At 60.5% G+C, this 25,671-nt stretch carries 26 protein-coding genes and 1 tRNA gene; 12 read left to right on the forward strand and 15 right to left on the reverse strand.

What is annotated here, in order from left to right:
• Positions 1–12: 12 nt before the first annotated feature.
• Complete coding sequence (locus QXZ94_RS24665) at positions 13–1,170, reverse strand: alpha/beta hydrolase family protein (RefSeq protein WP_315722735.1); 1,158 nt, start codon at positions 1,168–1,170, stop codon at positions 13–15.
• A 146-nt stretch (positions 1,171–1,316) separates the two neighbouring features.
• On the opposite strand from QXZ94_RS24665, the gene QXZ94_RS24670 reads away from it, so the two are divergent.
• Positions 1,317–2,225: a LysR family transcriptional regulator gene (locus QXZ94_RS24670; protein WP_315722736.1), complete on the forward strand. Its 909-nt coding sequence runs from the start codon at positions 1,317–1,319 to the stop codon at positions 2,223–2,225.
• 66 nt (positions 2,226–2,291) lie between these two features.
• On the opposite strand, the gene QXZ94_RS24675 is transcribed toward QXZ94_RS24670, so the two are convergent.
• Together QXZ94_RS24675 and QXZ94_RS34450 are read right to left on the reverse strand one after the other, a co-directional pair.
• Complete coding sequence (locus tag QXZ94_RS24675) at positions 2,292–3,275, reverse strand: transporter (RefSeq protein ID WP_315722738.1); 984 nt, start codon at positions 3,273–3,275, stop codon at positions 2,292–2,294.
• Between the two features lie 385 nt (positions 3,276–3,660).
• Positions 3,661–3,987 carry a phage integrase central domain-containing protein gene (locus QXZ94_RS34450; RefSeq protein WP_409998809.1) on the reverse strand — a complete coding sequence of 109 codons (327 nt, stop codon included), beginning with the start codon at positions 3,985–3,987 and terminating at the stop codon, positions 3,661–3,663.
• A gap of 676 nt (positions 3,988–4,663) precedes the next feature.
• On the opposite strand from QXZ94_RS34450, the gene QXZ94_RS24680 reads away from it, so the two are divergent.
• From QXZ94_RS24680 to QXZ94_RS24695, 4 genes are all read left to right on the forward strand, one after another.
• Positions 4,664–4,804 carry a hypothetical protein gene (locus QXZ94_RS24680; RefSeq protein ID WP_315722740.1) on the forward strand — a complete coding sequence of 47 codons (141 nt, stop codon included), beginning with the start codon at positions 4,664–4,666 and terminating at the stop codon, positions 4,802–4,804.
• Positions 4,805–5,008: 204 nt separating this feature from the next.
• On the forward strand, positions 5,009–5,443 hold the full coding sequence (locus tag QXZ94_RS24685) for a hypothetical protein (protein WP_315722742.1): 435 nt from the start codon (positions 5,009–5,011) through the stop codon (positions 5,441–5,443).
• Between the two features lie 309 nt (positions 5,444–5,752).
• Positions 5,753–6,298 carry a hypothetical protein gene (locus QXZ94_RS24690; RefSeq protein ID WP_315722744.1) on the forward strand — a complete coding sequence of 182 codons (546 nt, stop codon included), beginning with the start codon at positions 5,753–5,755 and terminating at the stop codon, positions 6,296–6,298.
• A gap of 52 nt (positions 6,299–6,350) precedes the next feature.
• Entirely contained in the window at positions 6,351–6,560 is a 210-nt protein-coding gene (locus QXZ94_RS24695; protein WP_315722746.1) for a hypothetical protein, read from the forward strand.
• A gap of 699 nt (positions 6,561–7,259) precedes the next feature.
• Here QXZ94_RS24695 and mauJ read toward each other — a convergent pair.
• The gene (gene mauJ, locus QXZ94_RS24700) at positions 7,260–8,618 is read right to left on the reverse strand and encodes a methylamine utilization protein MauJ (protein WP_315722748.1); all 1,359 of its coding nucleotides are present in this window, start codon (positions 8,616–8,618) and stop codon (positions 7,260–7,262) included.
• A 47-nt stretch (positions 8,619–8,665) separates the two neighbouring features.
• Positions 8,666–10,393, reverse strand: coding sequence for a TIGR04141 family sporadically distributed protein (locus QXZ94_RS24705; RefSeq protein ID WP_315722750.1), 1,728 nt, complete (start codon positions 10,391–10,393; stop codon positions 8,666–8,668).
• A 226-nt stretch (positions 10,394–10,619) separates the two neighbouring features.
• On the opposite strand from QXZ94_RS24705, the gene QXZ94_RS24710 reads away from it, so the two are divergent.
• Positions 10,620–10,754, forward strand: coding sequence for a hypothetical protein (locus QXZ94_RS24710; protein WP_315722752.1), 135 nt, complete (start codon positions 10,620–10,622; stop codon positions 10,752–10,754).
• 163 nt (positions 10,755–10,917) lie between these two features.
• Here QXZ94_RS24710 and QXZ94_RS24715 read toward each other — a convergent pair whose 3' ends face one another.
• Both QXZ94_RS24715 and QXZ94_RS24720 read right to left on the reverse strand, forming a co-directional pair.
• The gene (locus QXZ94_RS24715; protein ID WP_315722754.1) at positions 10,918–11,136 is read right to left on the reverse strand and encodes a conjugal transfer protein TraD; all 219 of its coding nucleotides are present in this window, start codon (positions 11,134–11,136) and stop codon (positions 10,918–10,920) included.
• A gap of 1 nt (position 11,137) precedes the next feature.
• Positions 11,138–11,464 (reverse strand): conjugal transfer protein TraD, encoded by a 327-nt coding sequence (locus tag QXZ94_RS24720; RefSeq protein WP_315726512.1) that lies wholly within the window; start codon positions 11,462–11,464, stop codon positions 11,138–11,140.
• A gap of 170 nt (positions 11,465–11,634) precedes the next feature.
• Between QXZ94_RS24720 and traA the strand changes: the two genes are divergently transcribed.
• Together traA and QXZ94_RS24730 are read left to right on the forward strand one after the other, a co-directional pair.
• Positions 11,635–14,646 carry a Ti-type conjugative transfer relaxase TraA gene (gene traA, locus QXZ94_RS24725; protein WP_315722756.1) on the forward strand — a complete coding sequence of 1,004 codons (3,012 nt, stop codon included), beginning with the start codon at positions 11,635–11,637 and terminating at the stop codon, positions 14,644–14,646.
• Positions 14,647–14,789: 143 nt separating this feature from the next.
• The gene (locus QXZ94_RS24730) at positions 14,790–14,999 is read left to right on the forward strand and encodes an AlpA family transcriptional regulator (protein ID WP_315722758.1); all 210 of its coding nucleotides are present in this window, start codon (positions 14,790–14,792) and stop codon (positions 14,997–14,999) included.
• 65 nt (positions 15,000–15,064) lie between these two features.
• Here the strand turns inward: QXZ94_RS24730 and QXZ94_RS24735 are convergent, their stop codons facing one another.
• Genes QXZ94_RS24735 through QXZ94_RS24745 form a run of 3 tightly spaced genes read right to left on the reverse strand, consistent with a single transcriptional unit; the run spans position 15,065 to position 19,118 of the window.
• A complete protein-coding gene (locus tag QXZ94_RS24735) occupies positions 15,065–16,927 on the reverse strand; it encodes a ThiF family adenylyltransferase (protein WP_315722760.1) in 1,863 nt (620 codons plus the stop codon).
• Entirely contained in the window at positions 16,920–17,966 is a 1,047-nt protein-coding gene (locus QXZ94_RS24740; RefSeq protein WP_315722762.1) for a cyclic GMP-AMP synthase DncV-like nucleotidyltransferase, read from the reverse strand. Before QXZ94_RS24740 ends, QXZ94_RS24735 begins: the two co-directional genes overlap by 8 nt.
• A gap of 3 nt (positions 17,967–17,969) precedes the next feature.
• Positions 17,970–19,118 (reverse strand): patatin-like phospholipase family protein, encoded by a 1,149-nt coding sequence (locus QXZ94_RS24745; RefSeq protein ID WP_315722765.1) that lies wholly within the window; start codon positions 19,116–19,118, stop codon positions 17,970–17,972.
• Between the two features lie 134 nt (positions 19,119–19,252).
• On the opposite strand from QXZ94_RS24745, the gene QXZ94_RS24750 reads away from it, so the two are divergent.
• Complete coding sequence (locus QXZ94_RS24750; RefSeq protein WP_315722767.1) at positions 19,253–20,173, forward strand: WYL domain-containing protein; 921 nt, start codon at positions 19,253–19,255, stop codon at positions 20,171–20,173.
• 124 nt (positions 20,174–20,297) lie between these two features.
• Entirely contained in the window at positions 20,298–20,891 is a 594-nt protein-coding gene (locus tag QXZ94_RS24755; RefSeq protein WP_315722769.1) for a hypothetical protein, read from the forward strand.
• A gap of 59 nt (positions 20,892–20,950) precedes the next feature.
• On the opposite strand, the gene QXZ94_RS24760 is transcribed toward QXZ94_RS24755, so the two are convergent.
• The 3 genes from QXZ94_RS24760 to QXZ94_RS24770 all read right to left on the reverse strand — a co-directional run bounded on the left by QXZ94_RS24760 (position 20,951) and on the right by QXZ94_RS24770 (position 22,580).
• On the reverse strand, positions 20,951–21,478 hold the full coding sequence (locus QXZ94_RS24760) for a hypothetical protein (RefSeq protein WP_315722770.1): 528 nt from the start codon (positions 21,476–21,478) through the stop codon (positions 20,951–20,953).
• Positions 21,479–21,537: 59 nt separating this feature from the next.
• Positions 21,538–21,993, reverse strand: coding sequence for a hypothetical protein (locus tag QXZ94_RS24765; RefSeq protein ID WP_315722772.1), 456 nt, complete (start codon positions 21,991–21,993; stop codon positions 21,538–21,540).
• A gap of 350 nt (positions 21,994–22,343) precedes the next feature.
• Complete coding sequence (locus tag QXZ94_RS24770; RefSeq protein WP_172182118.1) at positions 22,344–22,580, reverse strand: helix-turn-helix domain-containing protein; 237 nt, start codon at positions 22,578–22,580, stop codon at positions 22,344–22,346.
• A 232-nt stretch (positions 22,581–22,812) separates the two neighbouring features.
• Between QXZ94_RS24770 and QXZ94_RS24775 the strand changes: the two genes are divergently transcribed.
• Complete coding sequence (locus QXZ94_RS24775; RefSeq protein WP_315722775.1) at positions 22,813–23,316, forward strand: hypothetical protein; 504 nt, start codon at positions 22,813–22,815, stop codon at positions 23,314–23,316.
• A gap of 297 nt (positions 23,317–23,613) precedes the next feature.
• On the opposite strand, the gene QXZ94_RS24780 is transcribed toward QXZ94_RS24775, so the two are convergent.
• Positions 23,614–24,849, reverse strand: a complete 1,236-nt coding sequence (locus QXZ94_RS24780) for a tyrosine-type recombinase/integrase (RefSeq protein WP_315722777.1) — start codon at positions 24,847–24,849, stop codon at positions 23,614–23,616.
• Between the two features lie 161 nt (positions 24,850–25,010).
• A tRNA-Ser gene (locus QXZ94_RS24785) sits at positions 25,011–25,100 on the reverse strand.
• A gap of 212 nt (positions 25,101–25,312) precedes the next feature.
• Between QXZ94_RS24785 and QXZ94_RS24790 the strand changes: the two genes are divergently transcribed.
• Positions 25,313–25,657 carry a hypothetical protein gene (locus QXZ94_RS24790; protein WP_315722779.1) on the forward strand — a complete coding sequence of 115 codons (345 nt, stop codon included), beginning with the start codon at positions 25,313–25,315 and terminating at the stop codon, positions 25,655–25,657.
• The last annotated feature ends 14 nt before the right edge of the window (positions 25,658–25,671 follow it).

The raw sequence follows: 25,671 nt of genomic DNA on the forward strand, positions 1-25,671 counted from the left end.
CCACCTGCTGCTTCAGGCGACGTGTCCGTTCAACGTCTCTGCGACCCAGTCCGCGATGTAGTGGCCGGCATTGATGCTGTTGTCGAAGCTCGCATGCTGGGCACCGCCTTCACGCGCGGTGAAGATCTTCAGCTCGCGCTTGGGTGAATTGACCAGTTGCTCATAGGTGCGCTCCGCCCAATGCAGCGGGATTTGCGAGTCCTTCTCGCCATGGGTCACCAGGAACGGCACCTTGATGCGATCGAGGATGCCGTCGAGATGAACCTGCTCGGCGATGCGCATGAAGTCGTCCTGGTCGCGTGCGCCCCACACCCAGCGCACATGGGCCCAATAATGCGGGACCGGGAAATCGCCCTCCTTCTGCAGCCGCTTCTTCTGCACGTCGCGCCAGTCGTGATTGGCGCCCCAGGCGACGCCGCAGGCGAAGCGCGGCTCGAAGGCCACGGCGCGCGGGCAGTAGTAGCCACCGAGCGAGACGCCTTCGAGACCGATGCGATTCGGATCGACGTCGCTGCGGGTCTCCAGCCAGTCGACCACACGGGAGGCCCAGTGCTCACTGTCATATCGTGCGGTGAGACCCTGCAGGCGCAGCGCCTCGCCCGATCCCGGTTGGTCGATCACCAGCGACGACACGCCTCGCCTGGCGAGCCACGCGGGCAGGCCGACGCGGTATTTCATCTCCTTGGTCGAATCCAGGCCGTTGACCTGCACCAGCAGCGGTGCCGGCCCGTCACGTCCTTCGGCGCGGACCAGGAGGCCTGCGATGTGAGCGCCTTCATAGGGAATCTCGACGCGCTCGCAGTTCTCCCGCGCCAGCGCGATTCCCTTGGCGAACACGTCGAGGCATTTGCGGTACAGCGCCAGCCGTCCCGGCGCCTCGTGCGCCTGCAGGCGTTCGCAGGTGATCAGATAGCTCGCTGCGCGGCCATATTTCTCGCCCGCCGATAGCAACCGTCCCTTCGCCTCGTCCTCGGCAGCGAGGTCACAGAGCTTGTCCGCCATCCGCGCCCAGGTCTCGCGAAAAGCCTGGGTGCCGCTGGCATCGGGTTGCCGCGCCGCCTCCTGCAGCGGCGCGCACATCTCCTCGATCTCGCCGATCCGCGCTCCCATCTCGATCGCGAGATCGACCGAGAGATTCCAGACATAGTTGCTCGGAAAGTACTTGAACATGATTGCACTCGCGACGCGCGGCCCCGCCACGCGTCTTCCTCGACGTTTCTTCCCTGGGTCTGGCATAGCCCCGTTTGACCATTTCGAAAAATTGATTATCAAGATCGATCGCATTGATCTCCTGAATACCTCGAGCGAGGCCGCCGATGCGCTTCAACAACAAGTTCGACCTCAATCTGCTGGTCGCGCTCGACCATCTGCTGCATCTGCGCAGCGTCAGCGGCGCGGCGGCGCGCATGAACATGACGCAGTCGGCGATGAGCAACGCCTTGCTGCGGCTGCGAACGTATTTCGATGACGAGCTGCTGGTGAAGATCGGCCGCAAGATGGAGCTGACGCCGCGCGCGGAGACGCTGAAGGACTCGATCAGGGACCTGCTGGTGCGGGTCGACTGGACCATCGCCTCGTCTGCCGAGTTCGATCCGGCGCAGTCCGATCGCTGCTTCAAGATCCTGGTATCGGACTACACGCTGGTGACGCTGATCCCGCGGCTGCTGGCGCGCAGCGAGGCCCTTGCGCCCGGGATCCGCTTCGACTTCCTGCAGCAGGTGCAGCGGCCGGAGCGCGCGCTGGAGCGCGGCGACGTCGACCTGCTGATCATCCCGGAGGAATTCAGCTCCAAGCTGCACCCCTCCGAGGTGATCTTCGAGGACGATTTCTGCGTCATCGCGTGGAGCAAGGGAAAGTATGGCAAGGGCAAGCTGTCACGGCAGGATTTCGCGAAGGCGTCCCACGTGGTGATGCGGCCGGCGATCGCAGCGCAATCGCTCGAAACCTATTATCTGGAGCAGCGTAACACCAGCCGCAGGGAGGATGTGTCGGTGTACGCGTTCACCGCCATTCCCCATCTCGTCGCCGGAACGAACCGGCTTGCGACCGTGCACCGGCGTCTCGCCATCGCCGCCCAGCGCAGCCTCCCCATCCGCATCATCGAACTGCCTGTCGCGCTGCCGGTGCTGCGGCAGCGCGTACAATGGCATCGCTATCGCTCGACTGATGCGGGTCTGCTGTGGCTACGCAATCTGATGCGCGAGGTCGTTGCCGAGGTGCCCTGACCGCTGTCGACCAGCACGGGCTGATGGCGAGGGGCCGGCGCGAACGCCAGCCCTTTTTCGCGCGTGTCAGCGCTTGATCTGTCCGGCTCCGGGCGGCGGTGCGGGCACCCAGAGAGGGAACGCCAGGTTGGCCCACACCGTATCGCCGCGGCTGCCGTTCTCGACGTAGAATGTATGCTGGTAGTTCACGTTGATCTGGAAGCGTCCCGCGTTGTAAGTCAGCGACGGGCCTGCATTGATCGAGCGCAACCGGTTGCCGTCCTGCACCCCGGCGAAATTGAAGGCCTTGACGCCGTTGATCTTGTCGTCCTGATACTGATGCGTATAGCCGCCGACGACGCCGAGCTTCCAGTCGCCGATATTGTAGCCCGCGTTGAAGTCGACCACCAGCGCATCGCCACTGCGGTACTGCTGTGTCAGCTGCGTGAAGGCGTTGACCGAGTCGGCATTGGCGTTGTTGAGCAGCAGACGCGGCGAGACGGCGAATTCAAAGCCCTTTGGATCGGCATAACGATAGGCGAGAACGGGCGAGATCGTCGTGTAGTTCGTGCCGACATTGAGCGGCTGCCGCGCCGAATAGGTGCCGGTGTTCGGCATGATGTCGAGACCGACCGTGAAGGTCTGCACGGGCGACAGCGCCCAGCTCAGGATGATCGGCGAGAAGGTGATGTTGGCAAGACCGTTGGCCTGGAACGATCCGCCGGGATTGGTGCTTTCGAGGTGAACGAAGGGCACCACGAGTTGCGAATAGACGTGAGCTCCGAAGAAGTCGCCCGGATAGCTCGCGAGAAACCGCATCGTCTCCGACACGGCGGAGAGCTTGAAGTTGATCGGCAGCTTGTTGCCCCGCCCGTCATACAGGCCGTTGGCGCTGGTGTAGCTGGTCTGGCTGATCGCGAACAGGCCGGGGATCGGCGGGAACGACGCAATGAACACGCCGGGCGAGCCCGCCGGATAATTTGTCGCTCCGTTCTCGGCAGCCCACGCGCCCTGGATCATCCCGGCTAGAATCAACGCTACGGAAGCGGACCGCTTCAGTCCTCTTGTCATAAATCCCCCCTTGGCGGCGCGTTTTCTCCGAAACGAGCTTGCCCCCGACCGACCTTCATGGCGACGCGCCCGCACCCGGCCGATCACGTCATTGATGGGCGATCCCCGAGTATTCGTAAAATTGATCGTTTTGATCTCAGATATTTACACGGTCGATATATCTGTCTGTCAGGACGTTTGACGGCGCGCTTTTTCATCCACTCAAAGAGCCCGCTGGATCGTGCAGGTGAAGCGGGATCATCAACTCGACTGATCCCGACGAATGCGATCTCTGCGGATGTCGGCTCCTCCTGCTGCGCATGCGTTCAAGCTCGCCGATGGCGAGTTTCATCGCAACGCCGCAGACGAAATATGCGGGCCGGCGTTGGCCCAGCGCATCGAACTGCTAACACTCGAGATCTGCCCTGCGAGCAGTCTTCTCGGGAGCCCGTCGTGTACTAGAATGTGCCGCCAAGCGAGCGAGCGGGGCGTTCAGGCGCGAATCGAAGTGATCTTTATTGCCGAGCGGCCTGCCACGCTTGCCACCCGATGCAGCCGCGAGGCCGTTTCCGGCTTCTTCGACCCCCAACGGCTCGATGATTTTCATGACCAGCGCGGTGTCGATGCCGTGAACCGAGAGCGAACCGATCACCGGGTCGGCAGACGTCTTGACCGTCGCGCTCCATTGCGCCGCGTGCTTGGCGTTGCGCCAGCCGGCGCTGTGAGCCGCGATACTGCTTGGTGCACCCCCTGAAGGTCAGGGGAAACTCGCGCGCACGCCTGAGGAGCATCAAACGCTAAAATCGCGGCGGCTTTTTCAAGGGGGCGGCGGACGGCAGCGAGAGCGGGGCTGGCGGAGAGAGTGTCCGCGATTCCACGCAAAATATCTCTTTGTCTTCAAGTGGCTGGATGATTTACGGGCGAGCGCTTCCACAGAATTACCCCCCAGCCCTTGGCGGATTAGAACGGAAAATGACGGACAACCGCGGCCGAGTCTCCCAACCCGCGAAGTGTTACCAAATTTCATACCTCAGGGTTCCGTGGGGTTCATGTCGCGCAGTGCTTGGAGCGAGCTCACGAGCACTCACCGCCGACGTGGTAATGAGATGCCCTGTCCCAATTAACTCGTAAAGCTTGGTGCCCCAAACCCATCTGGCCCGATGGATGCATGGGGCCTTGAAATCGGAGGTTTCTTGAGCGCTCCACAGCGTGCGTCAGATTTATAAGCTAAGACAATTGGTTATGCGGTGACACCGTAGACCTACGGTACCGGGGTTGCACGAATGTTCTACCCCTTCCTGCGAAGGTAGGATGTGGATCCGAGCTGGAGATCAGCCAGCCGGTGGCCAAGGCGGGAAGCCTCCCATGCCCGAGGTCTGGTGATGATGGGGGACGGGGAGACATGTCCCATGGACATGTTTCAGATGACGATCGCCACCCTGGGGGTAGCCGGCACCGGAGTTTTCGAGACCAGCTACGCCCTGGTGGCGACCGTGATAGTCATCATCCTGGTGGTCAAGGGTGGTGTCTTGACGCAGAAATGGATGTGACGGCACGCTGACAACGTCCCGACGCCGAGTGACCTTTGGAACCGCTCAGCGCCGGCAGTTCTATTTGAGCGCTATTTCCCCCGGTAGATCAACCGATCATCTTACGGCTTGCTACCGGAAACGGGCGCGGGCGTTTCGCGCTGACGTTTGGAGATCTAGGGCCGGCGAGCGATATTAGAACACGACCTGCCGCAAGGAATGCCCATGACCGACCTGACTTTGACTCTCGCCGCCGGCTACGCAATCACTGTAGAGGGGACCGTCGACGATCCCGAAGATCGCACCGTTAAGGTCCGCGGCACCAACCCCGAGGAGTGCCTCGGCCTTGTTCTCAAGCACTGGCCGGGCCGCCACGCCTACATCAACTTCAACCTCCCTGACTCGTACCTCACCGGGGTCAAGCCAGGCGACATCGTGGATTTCGATCCGACCGAGCCGCCCGGCTATTTGATCAAGGTCCGAGACCGCGACAGTGACACGCTTACGCGTGTCTTCGTGGTCCGCATTCGCAACCACGTTGAGGCGATGTATGAAATCGCCAGGAGGACACCGGAAGCGAGTGCAGTCCTCGTGCGGCCTGCCACCGATCATGAAGTCGCCGGCATCGCCGTCGGTGACATGCGCCCAGTTTCTATGTGACCGGCGAGCGCTCCGCGCTTCCCTGATCTCAAAGGCCGGCGCGATCTCGGTGATGCCGGCGAGTTGCTCGACCGCAGTGGACGCTGCATCGCCAAGCGCGACGTGGGGCGTCTCGGCGAAAACCCGGTACGCCGTTTGGGCCGCGGTGCGGAGCGCGACCTCCAGGGCCGCCTCTAGTTGCTGGTCGAGCATGTCGTCCTGCTGGGCTAACCAGCCCCCACCCCGGGCGCCGATCGCGCCTAAGCTCTGAATTGCTAAACATGCACGCAGGTGAGAACAATTGACGAAGCAACATGATCAGAGATTGTCATGGCTGATGTGATCAAGCACTGGAATGGCACCGATGTCCGGCTCCGATCGGGATCTTATTGGCATGCCTTTCTGCCGGGTGGCCTACTGAAACACAACGCAAGGGCTGGTAATGGCGTCGTCTCTAGCATCAGCTTCCTCGTCAGTAATGGTTTGGAGAAGGCGGTATCCCCTTTTTACGCGGGTCGATGGAACGACAAGAAGGAGGTATTTTGGGAGGATGTCCGCCTTCGCGCGTTCAATACGTTGCCCGAGCGATTGAGGGCCTTTTATTGCTTCGAAAGCCGTGAGCTTGCGGAACGCGCGATCCGTGAGTGGTTTGCTGGCAAGGAGCTCTTCGCACGCGAGATCCTTGAGCTTCGCATAGCTGAAACGGCTAGGTTGCACAGATGTGACGCGCAGTGGCTGGAGGTGCCGGACGAGCAGTGGCAATCCAGTGCGGAGGCGTATTGGGAAGGCAAAATGACCGCCAATCCCTTCCCAGAGGTGCTCGTGGACGGAGAAGTCTATTTTCCGAGTTGGCAGACTTTTTCTTTCGGTTTTTGATGGGGTCCTTAGAGTAGGACCATTTCTTCTTCGCCGATTTTGGAGACAACCCATGCTGAGCGGAACATTCTGGGAATATGTGAAGAATAGAGAGGTTACGGACGACGCGGCCGGGGATTTTGTGGGAGATGCCAAGAACGACCATCGCATGGCGGATATGAGAACGTGGGATCAGCTGGAGACGTACCTGATCACGCAATCCGCAATTCCCGAGGCCATTTCAGCCGCCAAAGTCGTTTGGCGCGAATACTCTGATCGGTAAGAGCGATCGCGTTTTCCGATCAGCACCGGAGAATCCGCCCAATAAAGCGTGACCTTCATCCCATACTATCTGACGAGCTGCAGCGCTTCCTCCCTGTGATTCTCGGAACTCGAATGATCTCCTAGGACCCACGACGACGATCGTCAGCGCGCCGGTGGGCAACGGTGGCTGCAGTGCCTTTGCTCCGACCTAAGCGCGCGCAGCTAGGCGTTTGTGCCCTCGGCCTCGCGACGATAATGTTGTTCCCGGTCTCCGCCTGCGATGTATCAGTGCCCGATGCGCTTGCCTGCAGAGGCTCGCTGTTGGCATTGTTGCCAGTCACGTCGTCCCGACATTGCCTTGGGCGACCAATATGTGCGAATCCGTGACCTTGCTTGCCAAGTTATAGGTACCTGCTGAGGCAAATGTCAGACATTCACCACCCGCGATACTTGTAAAGCTATTGAACTGAGCCAGCGTCATGCCACGGCTCTCGCAAATGCGCTTCAACCAACGGCAAAAGCAGCGACGCCGAATTCGGCGGCAAGGACTGAAACGAAAAAGCAGGAGCCTGATTAAGTCTCGTGCCGAGATTTGGTGAGATCGAATAGCCGATATGAACTCATAAAGCAGGGCCTTCTGTCGTCACCACTCGAACCAAGGGCGCCATCTGTCATGAGTGTCTACAACATATCCTGCGGCAGGCATGATCCCGATAGCCTAGCTCGCCGGTGTCATATCGGCACGGGTGGCTGCGAGTGCGTCCAAATGTTCAATCTCCGCCTTAAAGTTAGCGATTGAAGCATTCATATCGACATTCATCGGCAAGAAGGCATCGCAACGACCCAGCATCCGATCCTTGTCGCTTTCCCAGATCTCAAGAATTCCATTTTTGAAGTGATCGAACCGAAACCGCGCGACCGTGGCGGCGGCCTTGATCGCTGCCTCGGTTCCGTCATCGAATGAAAGAAGATCGTTCACCGTATCGAATTGCAATCGCTCTTGCGCGAAGTTGAGTCTGAGCAACAAGCGAGTTTGCTCATCTTCAGAGCAGCATTCCACGTAAGCGACGCCTTTGTTGATCTTGACCAGCCGTGCATTCATTTGCTCAAGCGGAGCATAGGGATCGTGAAAAGCAAGACGGACAGTCAGGCGCGGAAGGACCGGCCAATCACCTGGACCGATCGATGCCAGCGTCTTGATTCGTTCGACGCGGGGCGCTCGAATAAGTTGATGAAATCCTTCCAATTCATACAGGTGCTCTCGATATACGGTGGCACGCGACTTGATGCCGAACACAGTTTCAATCGCGAGCTCGGCTAAGGCCTGAATGACGGGCAAGTCTTCTCTCAGTCGACGCAAATCCACCGGGTCTTCAGGGTCGACAGTCGGTGTATCGCCAGCGTGCGCAATGGCGCAACGCCCCGAGGAATAGAGGTACTCACCAACGTCTTGGTGCTGCGCACGGATGTCGGATATTCTCATGGCCGCTTGATGGTCCGCTACAACTCCGGCGTTGGCATTCATCCACTGTTTCTGTCGCCCTCCCGTTGGCAGAAAGATATTCATTACCTTGAAGAAGCTAAGGCACTGGTATGCTACGTTGTTTAGGCTAAGACCCTCTCGATAGAAGGCCAACGCCCATCGGGCCTTTTGGTCCTGCGTGTCCGGCAAATAAGGGCAATAGAATTGCTCGCTGTACATCGGATGTCTGGACCTGCCTCCCATCGGCCGCGGTAAATTGCCTCCGCTCCAGTATTCGACCGTACTGCCCCGCCGCTCCACCCAGCTCAAAGAACTCAGAAAGTGAGAGATGATCTGGACACCTTGGTCCAAATGCTCGCCCGGGTTTAACCGCGCGGCGACGCAGGGATAGGTCTCGTTCGATGATGCGAAGCTGCCCGGAGGCATAGGGGTGCTCGTAGGCGGCAGGAGAAAGAGCGCCCGGCTACGAAAGCGGACCTTGGTGACCTTCGTCGGCCAGGGAATCTGAGTGTCGAGATTCGCGACGGCCCAATTGCCGTTCACGGCAAGCTCACCAGATATCAGTCCATGTATTGTCGGCAATGTGAGGGGCATGGAGTGAATCACTCGTCGATCTGCGCAATGCAAGCAAAACGGCAGCCCTAGAGGGTCCTAGCAAGCCTGATGAAGCCAAGCCGAACGTCGAAACCCATTGCTTCAATGTTGCGGGCCTCTTCCTTCAACGTCAGCTTGCTGAAAAAAGGAATATTATTCGTCCCATCGGGACGAGGGAAGTCCGCAATCTGAAACTCGATTGTCCACCGGTTTGCAAGCGCTTTCGCTAGCTCTCGCGCTCTGGCCTGCCCAAAATGCTTGCTGACGACCTCGATCAAGCCCGCCTTAAAAGGCTCATACTGCCGGAGCATGCGCGCGGAATTCGATCCTTGCTTGAAGAAGTGGCTGAGCACGCTCGATTGACGGGAGCTCTTCTTCACATGGATAAACCGGCATCCCTTGATGTCGAGAAGATCGCAAACCTCAATGCCCGGTCCGGGTACCTCGTCGATCTGAACCAGCTTTTGATCCAGGAGCAGATAGTCTGTTTCCGAGGCGATTTCGGCATTGTAGGACTCTTCGGATTGATAGGCGACTTTTTGCTTTCCAGATTTGCCACCCGACGGATAAAACTTCTTGAGCGTTCGCAGTTTCTTGTCAGGCTTGGCGCAAAGATCGGAAAATTTTCGGTCGGCGGAGTCCTTCAACGTCTTTCCGACGCCGTACCACAGTCCTTCATTAAGTGCGTAGCGCTCGCCACGATGTAGCAGAGATCCGACCAGCGCGTCGTACACGGACCAATGCTGAAACGGCGTGTTCTCGTTTTCTCCATAGGCTGCGACGGTATGCTTCTTCAGATCGCTAAGGGTAAGCCGTGCGAGTCGGTCACCAAGTTCCGTCGAATAGAGTTCGACCGAGAGATCGGGATGGAAACGGCTGAAGCCGGCATGCTCGAAGCGGAACGAACCTATGCCGGTCGGTAGGATCTCCGGTATCGCTATTTCAAATTCGTCGCTTCCGCTTCGAACCGCATTGACCAGCGCATCATCGAGTTCGGCCTCGATCACCGGGTCGAGAACCGGCGAGAGAAAGTCAATGATCCTGAAGGTGGTTTTCCGGTAAGCTTTCGACTTGAACAGCGCGACCGCTTCCACGGCGGCATCAGGCACGTCGCCGAGTGGAATTCTCTTCGAAAAGCGCAGCGATCGCGCTCCAGTCACCAAGTTGGCGAAATCGTTATCCGTCGCGCGGCCGCTCACCTTGCGGATCAGATCGAGAGCATCGTCAAAGCCAAATGAACGAAGATCGCGGAGCCCGGCCGATTGCGCGAAATCGCGTATAGCATCGCCGATGTTCGAGCGCTCGACGCTACGAAGCTTGTTGTCGCTTACGGCATTGACGGCCGCCTTGAGTCCAAAGCTTGCTTCGGTCTTTGCATCGTCGAGATAGACATGCGCGTAGGAAAATGTCAGCGCAAAAATGTTGCCATCTTTCTTGAAGACGACCATGGCGCACGGTGACTGTGAGAACAGTCGATCCGGCACCGCAAACGAAGCCTGAAGGAGCGGCACCCACTTGGGGATCTGGGGAAAGCCCGGAAAAGTATAGAGCGTGGCAGCATCGGCGAATGAGGATGACGACGTCGCTTTGGCTACACCACCTTCCAAAAGGCCATGGGCATTGGCTGTCAAAAGGTCGTCAAAGCTGCCTACGTTGGGCTTGGCCAGATAAAGGCAGAAAGTATTGAGCTTGGGCACCAGATAAGCTCCGGCGAGGCGGGTTGCAAATGCCCAACAATACAGCCGTGGCGCCGGATAAACAAATAGAGTCGGCATGGCGGATATTCTTACCGCTGATGCCGTTCGCTGGTCAGCGCCTCGCCTCCTCCACTCCCACCATATCACCTCGTCCCTTGCACCGTGATCGCCTGCGTGGCTGCAAGCGTTAGCGCGCTCGTTCTCTCCATTTCCGCCCCCAAGAGGGGTGCATCTGCCTCCTCCGTCGCAAGTGGCCTCGACCAGATGGCCGCGATTGGCGCGGTCGAAAAAAACGGAGGAAACGATGAAAGTGCTGACCATCAACGAACTGCAGCGCACGACTCGCGCCGAGCTCTGCAAGCTTTTAAGCCAGATCAATCCTGAGCTTTGGAGTTTGCCCGAAGGCTCGCCCGAGCGGGCGCGACTCTCACCAATCTAGCCAATATCCGTTGGGTCCTCGCGCGGCGCGAGTTCTCGCCTTGATGGCAGGAGTGGCTCCGCTGGAAGCGGGGCCGCTTGGCTCTCTTAGCAGCCGGGTCGACCACTAATGTGTAGGGCGATAGCCCCGAAAATACTATCCGTTCCGCATGAGACAGCGCGCTTCAGTCATTCTCGAACGCCTGCCTCCCCTTCGCGATCCAGAGGGTCCGCGCCCAGTCGCCCTGATCGCTTTGTAGCTTGTCGGCCATCCAGAGTAGCGCGCCGAAGATGGTGGCGCGATCATCGCCAGTCAGATCTACGATACCGGCTTTGACGATAAGCCCACCGAGTTCGATAAGATGCCGCGCGCGCTTGCGGCGCTCGACCTGCCAAGTGCGCATGTCATGCCGCGCCCTTGCGGCTTGACATCGGTTGCGCGCCGCCCGGTTGCGCAGGAGGGCCGTCGGGCTTGCGGTCAGTTGTCGGAGCATTTCGCCGCGCCCGGCTTTGAAAGAAAGCGGCCCCGCGCCTGGCCCAAGCCTCCCTCTTTCCGGCCTCTCTTGTCTCGGCCAGGACAAGCAGCGCGCCGGCCAGTTCTTCAGCGGTGAGAGCGTCGGCTCCAGTCGCGACAACAAGTTCGCCGAGCTGGCGCACCTTGCGAGTTTTCAGCCCGCGCGCTTTGTCTTCGAGTGCCTTCAGGTCCGCATCAAAGTCCCTTGGTTTGCGCATCATCATCTCCATCAGTGTCGATGGAGAAATGATAGCCGGGCACCCTGTACTATGCTGTAGGGTCCTCAGGACGGGCTGAGACGGTGTAATCCCTCCCGAGATTTTTTGAGGGAGGGCGCGCTTATACGTCGTTCCGACGTGCGCTTCGCTGTGCCAGTGATTGGCTCGCGATGGCGATCTATCATCTTCACGTCAAGGTCATTGGCCGGAAGGCCGGGAGCAGCGCGGTGGCTGCGGCGGCCTACCGCTCCGGCTCGCGGCTGCGCGACGAGCGGCACGGCCGCGACCAGGATTTTTCTGGAAAGCGCGGCGTCGTCCATTCCGAGGTGATGCTCCCGGAGAACGCGCCGGAGGTCTGGAGCGATCGCGCACGGCTTTGGAACGATGTCGAGGCGTTCGAAATCCGGAAAGATGCGCAGCTGGCCCGTGAGGTGGAATTCGCTCTTCCGCGCGAAATGAATGAGGCGCAGGGCATCGAGTTGGCCCGCGACTTCGTTCGGGGCGAGTTCGTGGGTCTCGGCATGATTGCCGACCTCAACGTGCATTGGGACAGGGCCGAGGACGGCATGCCGAAACCGCATGCCCATGTCATGCTGACGATGCGCGCGGTGGATGAGAACGGCTTTGGCAAGAAAGTCCGGGACCGGAATCGCACCGAGATGGTCGAGCGCTGGCGCAACCGCTGGGCCGAGCTTGCCAATGAACGGCTGGCCGAACTCGACATCGACGCGCGGATCGACCATCGTAGTCTGGAAGCTCAGGGCATCGCGCTGGAGCCACAAAGCCAGATCGGCGCGCCAGCGAAACGGATTGAGGTTAGGGGCATCGCAGGCGAAGGGTCTGAGGCCGACCGCGCCGAGATGCACCGCGAGATCGCGCGGAACAATGGCGCGCGGATCATCGCCGATTCCTCCCTTGGACTGGACGCCATCACGCAGCAGCAATCGACCTTCACACGGCGCGACCTGGCCAAGTTCGCCCACCGGCACAGTGACGGGCTCGACCAGTTCAACCAGGTGGTGGGCGCGATGCAGGGAGCGCCCGATCTGCTCGAACTCGGCAAGGACGCTCGCGGCGAGGATCGGTTCACCACCCGGGAGATGATCGAGACGGAACGGCGCCTGCACGTCGCCGCTGAACGGATGGCTGAACGGGAGCGCCATGAGGTCCGGGATGCGGACCGCGAAGACGCTTTGGCGCGTGCCGAAGCGCGCGGCCTGGTGCTGTCATCCGAACAGGCCGAGGCGCTGGCGCATGTCACGGATGGACGCGATCTCAGCGTCGTGGTCGGCCATGCCGGGACGGGAAAGAGCGCGATGCTGGGCGTGGCACGCGAGGCCTGGGAAGCCGCAGGCTACGAGGTCCGGGGCGCGGCGCTGTCCGGCATTGCGGCGGAAAGCCTCGAAGGCGGATCGGGCATTGCGTCACGCACGATTGCCAGCCTGGAGCATGGCTGGAAACAGGGCCGTGACGGGCTCACTCCCCGCGATGTGCTTGTCATCGACGAGGCCGGCATGGTCGGCACGCGGCAGCTCGAGCGCGTTCTGTCGCATGCCGCAGATGCCGGTGCCAAGGTTGTGCTGGTCGGCGATCCGCAGCAGCTGCAGGCGATCGAAGCGGGCGCGGCATTCCGGTCGATTTATGAGCGTCACAGCGGTGCCAAGATCGGTGAGGTGAGGCGTCAGCGGGAGGGCTGGCAGCGCGACGCCACGCGCGATCTGGCGACCGGCAAGGTGGGCCATGCGCTCGGAGCTTACCGCACTCACGGCATGGTGCATGAGGCCCAGACCCGCGAGCAGGCGCGGGGCGATCTGATCGAGCGCTGGGACCGCGACCGGCAGGCTTCGCCGGACCGGAGCCGGATCATCCTCACCCACACCAATGACGAGGTCCGCATCCTGAACGAGGCGGCGCGCGAGCGCATGCAGGCCGCCGGCAATCTAGGCGTCGAGGTGTGTGTGACGGTCGAGCGCGGCGCGAGAGCTTTTGCCAGCGGGGATCGCGTCATGTTCCTGCAGAACGAGCGCGGCCTCGGCGTGAAGAACGGCACGCTCGGGACCATTGAGCTGGTCGGTCCGCAAAGCATGACCGTGCAGACCGACGATGGCCGATCCGTGCGCTTCGATCTCAAGGATTACAACCGGATCGACCACGGCTATGCCGCAACGATCCACAAGGCGCAGGGCATGACGGTCGACCGCGTCCATGTGCTGGCGACGCCCGGGATGGATGCACACAGCAGCTATGTCGCCCTGTCGCGCCACCGGGATGGGGTGGAACTGCATTATGGCCGCGACGATTTTGCCAACGACGACCGACTTGTCCGCACCCTGTCGCGCGATCGCGCCAAGGACATGGCCTCGGACTACGACCGTGCCGATCCGGTCCAGAGCTACGCCGAGCGCCGTGGGATCACTTTCCGGGAGCGAGTCGCCGAGATCGTCCGTAAGGTCGTGCCGGAAAAGTTGCGGGACATGTTCGGCGGTGTTCGCTCTCCTGGAGATGCGCCCGGCCCAGATCGCGGACGGGGGCCGGAGCGCGAAACGCCCGAAAGGGAAAGGAGCGATCCACAGGCCGGGCTGCGCGACACCGAGGCGCCGGAACGGCAGGTCGCGGAAGATCCGGAAAGGGAACTGCGTCGCGCGCGGACCCGAGCGCTTGTGCGCCATGCCCGCGCCGTCGACGCGATCTTTGAGGCGCATGAGATGGGGGTACAGGCAAATCCTGAGCAGGTGAAAGAGCTACGGAAGGCCCGGCAGGCCTTCGAGGAGGTGCGGCCCTATGGCTCGCGTGATGCCGAAGCCGCCTACAAGAAGGATTCGGAACTGGCCCGCGAGGCCGCTAGTGGCCAGGTCAATCGCGCCATCCGCGCGCTCCAGCTCGAAACCGAACTGCGCGTTAATCCGAGCCGCTGCGCCGACCGCTTCGTGGAGCGCTGGCAGAAGCTCGACCAAGCCAGCCTGCTCCAGTATCAGGCTGGCGACATCTCCGGCTACAGGGCCACCCGCTCGGCGATGGGTGACTTGGCAAGAAGCCTCGAGCGCGATCCGCAACTGGAATCTCTCCTTGAGAATCGCAAGCACGAGCTTGGCATCGCGTTCGAATCAGGCCGTCGACTCGGCCTCGAACTGGCCTTCAGCCACGGCATCGATCTTGGAAGAGGCCGGGGCCTTGAACGTTAACTCCGCCCACCTTGAACTCCGCCTATCTTGCGTCGCCTGTACGCCCCGCTACTACGACACCAAAAACCTGCTTGCGCGCCTGAACGGACCGTTCTGTCTGGATCAGCAGCCGTCAGAGGCAGCCAGCAGGAGGCAGCGCGACCATGCGCGAACCAGACCGTATCATTCGCTTGAAAACCGTCCTCGCCAGGACCGGGCTGTCGCGGTCCACCATCTACCGCAAGATCACCGAGGGTACGTTCCCGGCTCAGCTCAAGATCAGCAACAACGGGACTGGCTGGCACGAATCGGACGTTAACCGCTGGATTGCAGATCCAGCGGGATGGTGTCCGAAAGACGAGCTAGAAGCGTAACTGCTCGATGATCGAATACTCCTAGCTGACGCCGAAAACGGCGCATTTTTGGGTTATCTTTGCACCTAACTGGAAATCGGAGAGGCGTCTTTCGGCACAGACTGAGAGGCTTCCGCGCCTTCGCAGGCGGCACAACCGGTCCTAGGCCAGGGTCGATCCACGATCTTGCCCCCGGAATCGCCGTCACCGTAATCTGATCGCCAGAGCTCGCTAAAATGCCCGCCAAGCTTGGCGATGCGTTCCCGCGGCGCCACCGATACTCTGCTGAACGAATCCACCGGCGGCTCAAGTAAGCAGTCTAAAGATAGCTCCGCGATCATCGCCGTAACGTAGCCGAGCTCGATCGGACCGTACGGCTGATAGTGGGCGCCGCACGCAGGCTCTTCTTGATTGGCGTCTGCTGCATCAGGCCAATCTACCACCTTAAACGATGGTGCACCTGTTTGGCCTATATGGCATTGTAGGCAACCGCTTCGCTGGGCGATCGCAACACCGTGCCCTGCGCAGGCATGCGCCTCCGTCCAGCCATATACGATCGGTCGATCTCTCCTTTGGCTTACATGCCAGCGATTGAGCGCTGAATCGGCTGCCCAACTACCTGTTGCAGAAACGATTAAGTCAGCCGAGGTCGCGAGATCATGATCGACGACAAGCAGGTGATGCAGGTTACAGGCGCGGTACTCGATTTGAAGATGGGGGAAATCGGCTTGCAGCCGGTCAGCCAGGGCCTCTGCCTTATTGCGGCCCACCGCCGGTGCGCCCAAGGGATGCCGGCCGACATTCGGCCAGCTAAGCGTATCGTAGTCGACCAGAACAATCCGTCCAACGCCAGCTTGCGCCAGGGCGAGTGCGACCGGCGCGCCGACTGACCCACACCCAACCAAGATCACCGTAGCCGCAAGCAACCGCGCAGTCCGAGGGTCGCGATCTCGGCCATGAATCCAATTCGCGTCCGCGCGCTGCACCGAAGTCCTGATGAGCGGACTACCTCCGAAGAAGCGACTAAGAAGGACCTCCTTGGGAGTTTGGCCGCGACGGAAACCTTTGGATAGAGGCTCTGCAGCAGATCTGACATGACCTTTGAGACGCTTCGGGTTCGGAGCTTTGACGCCGATCAAAGCGGACCCGCCCCTGCCTATGGCTCCCAGCACCGCGACGACGTGTTCAGGTTCGTGAACGGCGACGTCCTCGATCACCATGCGCGCGTCATCTCCAGCCGCTGTCGCCAAAGCCAGCAGATCTGAGGATGTCTCGGGATAGTCGGCGGGGAGCGGCGGATCTTCCAGCCAAATGAAGGCGGCGTCTTCAGTCTTGACGCTCACAGTATGGCCGAATCGACGACGTACCCAACGTTCGATCGACGCTCCATCTTCGCCGACCACTTCCAACCCCTTTCCTCGCCACATCCGCACGAGTCTCGACGGTGGCGCAGGCGACACCAGGCTGTAGAAGTGCGAGCCTGTCACGTGCGCCTTGTAGGCCCAATATGTCAGAAATTCCTCGCGGAAATCGCGCTCGATGATCGAACCTTCGAGCAGCTCTTCGACAAGTCGAATCGAGCGATGAAGCAGGTTCGCAGCGACGGCAGAAGGATCATCGGGATCGCACTCGGCCAGATTTGGCAGCAGGCAGAGAACGCCGTCACTTTCGACGTGAGGCCAAGTCATGAAAACCGGATGATCGACGAGCGCGGTTCTGACCGGGACTGCCGGAAACGCCGCCGTTGCGACCACGTCGATGCGGCGTGTCACGCCGTCAGAAAAGACCACGCTGACCCGCCACGCTGCGATCCAGCGACGCGAGGGATAGCAACTTCCGATCGTCGCCCGGTCAAGGCGCTCAGGCGCCTGCCCCGTCAATTCCCGCAGCATCGCTTCGAGGTGAAGCGCTGCCTGCCGCCAACGGAGCGGGAGCGCCGTCTCAGGCATGCCGGCCTCCGCCTGCGCTGCTGACGGCGGCGGCCGCGGCGGCGGTCTGCGAAAGCAGAGCCCCCGACGTGATGATCGCCGGGGCAGCGACGGCGGCGCGCTTTTCTTCTTCCAGCCGCTCGCTGAAGAAGGTCGTGGCAAAGACCTTGTCCCAACACTTGAGCGCACGCTCGCGCGTGCAGTCGGCGTCGAAGAGAGGCTGCAAGTTGTCTATCGCCTCGGTGAGCTTGTCGCGAAAGCAGCGCGCGCGTGCGTCATCGGAACCGCTCGTGATGTAGTCACCGGGCGTGACAGGGTGTTTGACTTGCAGATCCCAGTTAAGCCGGCCCTTGATCTCGACCATCGTATCGTAGAGCGCCCGGTCCTCCCGCTCGTTGCGCCGGAAGCGCTCTACTGTCAGTACCGAGATGCCAAATCCGCTGAGGATGCCACTCCGCCAGCTATCGCGGCTGCGAGCATATTTCTTCAGATCGCGATTGATCCGGCGGAGCTGAACGCCATCGGCCGACTTCGCCCGCTCGTCTTCGTACCAGTCCGAGACGTCCCGCGCATCGGAGCGCTTCCAGCCGCTGCTCGCCGCCAGCTCGTAGTGGACTGCGTCACCGAAAACGGTCGATGTCGTAACACGCCGATAGGCGGGGAGATCGACATGATACCCCTTCTCATAATACACGCGCACGCAATTCGACCGAACCTCGGGCGGCTTCTTGAACTTGCCGTCATCGACAGCGTCGCGGACCATCTGCCGCGCCTGAAGAGAGGTCATCTCCGCCCCACGATCTCCGACCAGGTCTTCCTTCCGAAAGTAGACACCGTCGTCGATATCGTAGTCACTGTCGGGATCACGTGTCATCGTCTTCATGGCGTAGCTGCCCTGCTTGACGAACTCGAGTGGCGCCGGCTTGCCTGCATCGGCGAGCCCTTTGCGCAAGCGGTTGCGGTTTGCGTTGCGTCGGTCGCGCATCGCATCCTGCTCGTTCTTCGGCAGGGTCACTTCCTGATCGTGATATGCACGAACATCTTTGGAGCAATCGAACATCACCTATCCTTTCTGGTAGGAGGTTGCAGCGCGGTTCCAGACCGCCCCGGTTTCCGGCATCGCCGGCAGTTCGCTCATGAGCCGTCGGATCATCCGGCCATCGTCGCTGTTCGGATCGTCACAAGTACTCTTGGTCAGATCGGCATCGTTGTGCGCCTGACCGATCAAGCGATCCATCGCCTCCGGCCGCGTGTCGTCGAGCGCCAGGAAAGGCATCATGCTCGCTGGCACCGGCTTATTCGGAAACCGCACTCTTCGGATGGGACGCCCACAATTGCTGATGGCGTTCGCCAACAGCCGAGCCATGTGGTCGAACGCGAATTCCTGGGCCGATATGCTGAGCGGCGCCACATCGGCGCCAAGCGTCCAGTCCAGCATCGATCGATGGGCGCTCTCCGCGTCGAGATGATCTCCTTCTGGCCGCGGACAGGTTCCCAGCGAGAAGATCTCGATCGCGCGGTCGGGTGCGGCGATCGTAAGCGCATCGACGAGTCCGACCATGATCGGGTTATTGGCCCACAGCCCACCGTCCGCGAACACTTGTTGCGGTCCACCCGGTGTGTTTGGATCGTCAATGGTGGCGAGCGAGCGATAGATCGGCGCTGCGGAGCTCGCCATGCACACATCGACCAGAGGGTAAGAGTCGTCGCGGGGGCCGCTCTTCGGCGTCTTCTTGAACACCCAGGCGCGGTGGTCGCTCATCAACACGGCGGGAATGGATAGGGAGATGCCACGGCGGTCGAAAATTTCGTGCATGGTCGCGTCGCCGAGCACAGCTTGCAGCGCGCCACGAAGCGCCTTGTCGCCCTCGCGGACGAACCGGTTACCTTGCGTGGCCCGATAGATCGCGCTGGCCTTCCCTGCGATTCGATGCGGGAAGATCTTCGGTCCATGGTCACGATAGAGCTGCACCACCTCGGCCATCGGCCGGCCGACCGCAAGAGCGCAACCGACAATCGCTCCGGTGCTGGTGCCGGTGATCAGGTCAAACCCACGACCGAGATCGAGGGCGGCCACTCCCCTGATGCGAGCAAACTGGCCGGTGAGGCGCGCCAAAAAAGCGCCGGTATAAATGCCCCGCATTCCGCCGCCATCGAGACTTAGAACCCGATATGGCCGCGCAACTTGTTGATGTTCTTCAGGTGTTCCCACCTACTCGACCCCGTCCATGGTGGACGCGGTTGCTATATGCCCCGGGTCCGTCCATAAGATATGGTGACAGGATCTTTATCAGTCAAGTAACTAGACGCGTTTTGGCGGCGTGAATCGGCTTTTTGGAGGATAATATGGTGGACAACGGCGATGAATTGCGCTGGGGCGTCCGCCGGCGGCTCGAATTCATCGATTTCCGCCTCTTCTGGGACGGCCGCTTCAATCGGAGCGACCTCGCGAACACATTCGGCATTTCGGCACAGCAGGCATCGGCCGACATCGCCCAGTACGAGAAGTTCGCGCCCAAAAACTTGGGCTATGACCGGGCGGAGAAGGCATACACCCGCTCGGACGCGTTCTCGCCCGTCTTCATCGGCGACACCATTGAGCGCTACCTGCTGCAACTGGTCGCAATCGAGAATCATTGGATGCGGCCAGAGGACACCTGGTTCGACACCATCCCACCTGTGGAAGTACTTACGCTGGGCCGACGATCGACCGATCCGACCGTGCTGCTTCGTGTCCTGGACGCCATCCGCAAAAAATTGGAAATCGATATCGACTACGCGTCGCTGACGGGCTCGATACAACCGGCGCGAACGATCACCCCTCACGCGCTTTCACATAGCGCCGGTCGTTGGTACGTCCGCGCCTGGTCGCGGGATCACAATGATTTTCGCGACTACAACCTCAACAGAATTCTGTCCGTGTCCGCTCGTCGGCCGACTTCGATCGACGCGGCTTTGGATTTCGAGTGGGTTCATATCATCAATCTGATCATAGTTCCGAACCCTGAGCTGCCAGCGGAGCTCCAAGCCCGCGTTGCCGCGGAACATGACATGACAGACGGCCGCCTCGTTCGGCCTTGTCGCCTAAGTCTCAGCTTCTACCTCATGAGCGAATATAATCTGGACGTCGCGCCCGGCGTCTTGATCCCGCAGAAACAACAGATAATTCTGCAAAACAAAGACGAGGTGACGCAAGCTCGGGCACTGGCACGAAAGATGTCGATCGAAGCGCTCGCTAGAAATTCAGCATCGCGGCCTTCGGCATGATCCAAAATAGATCTTGGCACCTCCAATCTTTCGCGCATTGTCGGCCATGGCGGTAGTAGCAACATTGCTTTTCGGAAGCCTCGCACGCGCGGATCACTCTGAAGGATCCGACACCGATCTTCTCATGGTGAGCCTCGATAAGGACACTCGTCACGTTTCTGTGGGCCACCTTTCGCTGTTTTTGTATCCATGGTCTCAACTGCAGCAAGACGCGCGCGAGGGTGACCTGTTTGTCTGCCACCTAGTGCGGGAAGCAAAACCGCTTATCGATCCTGACAAGTATCTCGTCAAGCTTCAGTCGGCCTTCCAATTCCGATCAAGCTATCAGAGTGACATCAATCGAGCCGTTGATCTTGGGATGTATCTCGCCCGATTCGGAGACGAACTGAATCCAACGCTTCTGACCAAGCGAGCACTGTGGTGTATCCGAACGATCCTCATCGCTCGAAGCGCCGAACGTCGCGATCCTGTTTTTGCACCCCAACGCCTTGCCGAGGAAACCGGATCTGCCGCGGCGCGAGAACTTCTTACAAGCCGGCACATCCATCACGAACGCGCGGCGGTCCAACGACGCCTTCGTAGCTTTCTCAAAGAAGAAGCGCACCCTAGCCATTTTCTTGAGACCGCCGATCGCGAAAATTTCAGGGAGAGGTTTGACGCGACCGCGAACAGGGTAGCGTTGCAGACGCTTCAGCAAGACGAAAACAGCCGCTACTGATTTCCGACGGATCGTCGGAGAAGGCAGATATCTCGAGCGGGCCGGCGTGCCGGCAAAATTCAGCGCGACAACTCGAAATGCCCCAAGGTCTGCCGGCTCGTGAAGTAGTTTCCGCTCCACCCGTGACCGCGACTGTTCGAAAGCCTCAGTATCGCGGATCCTTCGTACGAACCGCCGCCGCCCTGTCCAATGTTCTTGGGAATCACTCGATACACGTAATACAGGATGGGCCTTCCCGACTCCGGATCCCGCTTCGGCTGCACGATCAGAGTTTCGGAATCCGAATCGCGGGAGAAGACCTCCATGCTAATTCGCAGCAGATCCTGCTTGATGTAAGCTCTGGCGGGCACGGTCCCGCTCTTTCCTGTGCCTTGCCAATGGATCGTCATCTTCCATTCGCCGTTTAGGTCGGGAAAGACCCATCGATCGAGTACGGGAAACACCGACCATATCCGCTTCCAGCCGACGGTTACCAGGAAGAGAAGCAGGAGGTTCACCCCGGTAGCGCCCGACAGTGCTATTCCAATGCTCGATCGAAGAGTCGTTGTGGCGCCGAATTGCCAATCGAGAGCGACGATGGCGGCCACGCATATCCCGTAGCACACGGCGATCACAGCTATCACCCGAGTTAGAGGGAGAATGCTAATCACTCCAAACCCTCAAAAATCACCTCTCTGGCCGAGCGAAAAACTGCAATCCCGAATCCTTCGCTGGCTATTCCCGACGCAATCACTCCTGGAATCGCCGACCCAAAGAGAGCTGCCAAATAGCGCCCTCCAAACCGTTTGGACCTGTCGATCTGCGCATGTGCAACGATCGGGGGAGAGAAATATTGGGCCACTCTCGTCAATTCCCAGTTCGACGACAGAATATGAAACCCATCGTGATGCACGCTTCTGCGCGATGCAACAGCAATCAATCGTCGCACCAAATCGTTCGCGCCGCGTTGCTCGGGCGTATTCGACAAAGGCATGAGCGGTAATTGCTCCGGCGAGTCGCAGAGAACGAGACCTATACCCGAAAAGTCGGCCGTCCTTTGTCGGACCACCGCCCGGAGTATCTCAAGCAATCCTTCGGCCGAGAGGCGGGGGTCGGGCAGCACCTTCTTATCCGGGCATGATCGCATTGGAATTGCTCCTACCAAAGCAGATTCCTCGGCAGGAGTTAAGTGTAATCCCGACGATCGGCGCTGGCCGATCCGTTCCGCTTGCCGCGAAGGCTACGCGGTCGTCCCTCGCTTAGAGCCCCAAACGGGGTGGCACCCCGACCGAGGCCGAGAATTTCAAGGTCGGCTTCCTGCGGGATTCTTAGGCGTCGTCACGGGCTAGTGGCGTTGCTGCGGCCATATTGCATCGGCAGGAGTGGGGCTAACGGGCGGCTTGAACGACGCATTTTCTCGCACGATGTTGTCCGACAATATCAAGTCCCGGCGCGCGACTGCGACCGCCAAGCCTACTTGCGGCTCAATTTCCTAACCACGTCGACCGGGTCGAACCCCAGGATCTTCCCCAGCTCAATCAGCTCGACGACATCTATCCGGCGTTGACCAGATTCCATGTGGGTCACCCAGGACTGGTAGACACCCATCTTTTCAGCCAGGTCGACCTGTCTCAACCCCGCAGCCTTCCTGTGCTCGACCAGCATGGCGGCAAGCTTCTTCTGCAGCGGTGATGTGACCGTTTTCGGCATCCCGGCCTCCCGAGGGGGCCAGAGACATAAAACGACTTTTCAGATACCGATAAATTCGGTATTCTACGGGATCACCCTATTCGCTTCGCGGGGACTCAATGGGAATGCCGCTCCGTCTCACGCAGCGTGGCTGCAGGCGCGTGCTGGCGCACACCATGACCAATACCTGCAATTTCCCCTGGAATGAATGTCGAGGGGGGGCGAATGGACAACGTACCGTAAGGGGGAGGCGATGAATCCCACTACCTTTCTGAGAGAGGAAGAATCGAATGCTCGGAATGAGCTTTCGCTGGATCGGACGGCCGCAGCTGAGCAGCTTGATCCCGATTTTGCGCTTGTCCAGTTAGACACGACCTTTATCACGCTGTTGTCGGAGATTTCTGCGTTAGAGTCCCATCGCGTTGATGAGCGAGAGCCCCCAGACGCGGAGAACGTCCGCTCGGACGACGCCAGCCGAACGCAGAAAATCGAAACGGTGCTGGCTCGCCTGGCCCCCGTTGAGCGAGCAATTATGGCGATACCAGCGCGGACGATCGTAGGTCTTGGCATTAAGGCTCGCCACGCAGCCTACGTGGTGTCCGAGCATTGGGACGTGCCTATTGAGCAAATGGAATGGGATGTCCGAGCGGTTCGGCTCCTGATTGAAGCGATTTGCAAAATAGCCGACGTGCGGTTGCCGTTTCCGAACGACGCGTACGGCGCCTCTCCTAAATGTCAGCGAACTCCAAACTTGTGACGTCAGTCGCGCGAAAGCGATCCGTCGCCCGTAATCTACGCGCTTCGGCAACGATCGAGACCGCAAGCATCAACCAAACTGATCCCGGTAAATGCGATCTCGGCGGATGTAGGCTCCTAATGCTGAGCACTTGTTCGGGCTCCCGATGGCGAGCTTCATCGCGTCGCTATGCGCAAAATGTGCCGGCCGGCGTTGGCCTAGCGTATTGGACTGCTAAAACTAGAAATCTGCCCTGCGAGCATCCTTCTCGGGAGGCCGTCGAGGGCGAATGCGCAGCCAAGTAAGCGAGCGGGCAGTTCAGGCGCGCATCGAAATGATCTTTTGATCCGCGCCTCCGTCCGACGCGCAGAATGTTGCCCAATCGGACATCAACAATTTCCGCTTCTCGAACAGGTCGCCTCGGCGGTAAGCGGCCTCGACCTTGCTACCGATCGTGTGGGCGAGTGCCATTTCGACCACTTCATTCGGATAATTCGTGCACTCGGCGGCCCAGTCCCGGAAGGTCGAGCGGAAGCCGTGCGCGGTCAGGTCCGAGCGTCCCATCCGGTCCAGCAGCGCCAGCATGGCCATATTGCTGAGCGGTTTGTCACGCTTGCCACCCGGAAACAGATGCGCGCCACCCTGCTCCTTACGTAGCGTCTCGATAATGGCGAGCGCCGAGGCCGACAACGGAACGCGGTGCTCCTTAGAGGCCTTCATGCGTCCGGCCGGCACCGTCCAGACGTTGTCTTTGATTTCTTCGGGTCGCGCGCCGATCACCTCACCCGTGCGCGCGGCCGTGAGGATCAGAAACTCGAGCGCGCGGGCCGCGACGCCTTCCTGCGCCAGCAGGGCAGTCACGAATGCGGGCATCTCGTCGTAGGGCAAGGCAGCATGATGCTTGACCTTGCGTACCTTGCTGCGGGCCGGCAACAGCTTGTCGAGATGGCCACGCCATCGAGCCGGGTTCTCACCTTGGCGAAAGCCGCGCACGGTCGCCCAATCGAGCACCGCTTCAATCCGGCCGCGCAGGCGCGAGGCCGTTTCCGGCTTCTTCGACCACAATGGCTCGATGATTTTCATCACCAGCGCGGTGTCGATGCTGTGAACCGAGAGCGAACCGATCACCGGCTCGGCATAGGCTTTCAGCGTCGAGCTCCATTGCGCCGCGTGCTTGGCGTTGCGCCAACCGGCGCCGTGAGCCGCCAGATAAAGCTTGGTGCACTCCTTGAAGGTGAGCGCGGCGGCTGCCTCGAGGGCAGCCTGAGCGCGGTGTGCTCGGCGCGCCTCGATCGGATCGATGCCTTCGTACACCTGCCGTCGATACTCGGCTGCCTTTGCCCGCGCTTCGGCGAGCCCAAAGATCGAGAAGGAACCAAGGCCCATTTCGCGGGAGCGGCCGCGAAGGGTGAAGCGAAAGATCCAGGATTTCGCAGGCGTAGTTTCGCCGTCGCCTGTAACCTGCAGATAGAGGCCAGCGCCGTCGGCGTACATGCCGGGCTTCTTGACCTTCGCCACCTTCAGTGCCGTCAGGCGGCCCACCAGATGCGCCATCTCTGCCTCGCAGCCATACCCACGATGCTACCCACGTCCTGCACGCGTTTACCCACGTTCTGGGGCGAACCCGCGCGGGCGCCAGAAGGCATCAAAAGCTAAAATTGCGGCTATTTTTCAGGGGGTTGGCGGACGGCAGCGAACAGATGCGAACGCTGGGATGGCGGAGAGAGTGGGATTCGAACCCACGGTACGGTTTCCCGCACACACGCTTTCCAAGCGTGCGCCTTAAGCCACTCGGCCATCTCTCCGGAGGCCCTCTCTTGGCGGGGTCGGCGGCGTTTTGCAAGCCGGGAGGGACCTTTCGGGCCAAATTTCCTCCAAATCGCTGATGAAAATCACCAATCTGCTGCGGCGGGGGACCGATTCGGGGGCGTTTGGGGGCCGGTGAACCGACCCGCGCGATGCCACGACCACTGATTTGCCGCCCGCAGCGCTGCACCGCCAAAATGGATCCGCCGCCATGCCGTCATCCTCCCCTGCCCGCCTCGCCGTCCTGCTGACCGCGGTGCTCAGTGTTGCCGCAGCCGCGCCCGCACGCGCGGACCAATGCACCAAGCAGGGTGTCGACGTGACCTGCGACGACGGCCGCAAGGGGATCTGGCAGGGCGATGCGATCCTGTGGCCGGACGGGACCAAGTCCAGCCTGAAGCCGCATCCGTCGGTGATCGTGGGCAACAAGGCCTCGGTGGTGGTCGGGCCGGGCGTGTTCGTCGGCCAGGGCAGCGGCATGGTGCCGATGGACAATCCGAGCTCGCCGAACAAGCTGCGCTGCGCCGTGCTGGAGGGCGTCTCGTATTGCCATTGACGGCAGGGGGCGCA

This window comes from Bradyrhizobium sp. SZCCHNS2022 (assembly GCF_032377575.1).
Classification (GTDB): Bacteria; Pseudomonadota; Alphaproteobacteria; order Rhizobiales; family Xanthobacteraceae; genus Bradyrhizobium; species Bradyrhizobium aeschynomenes.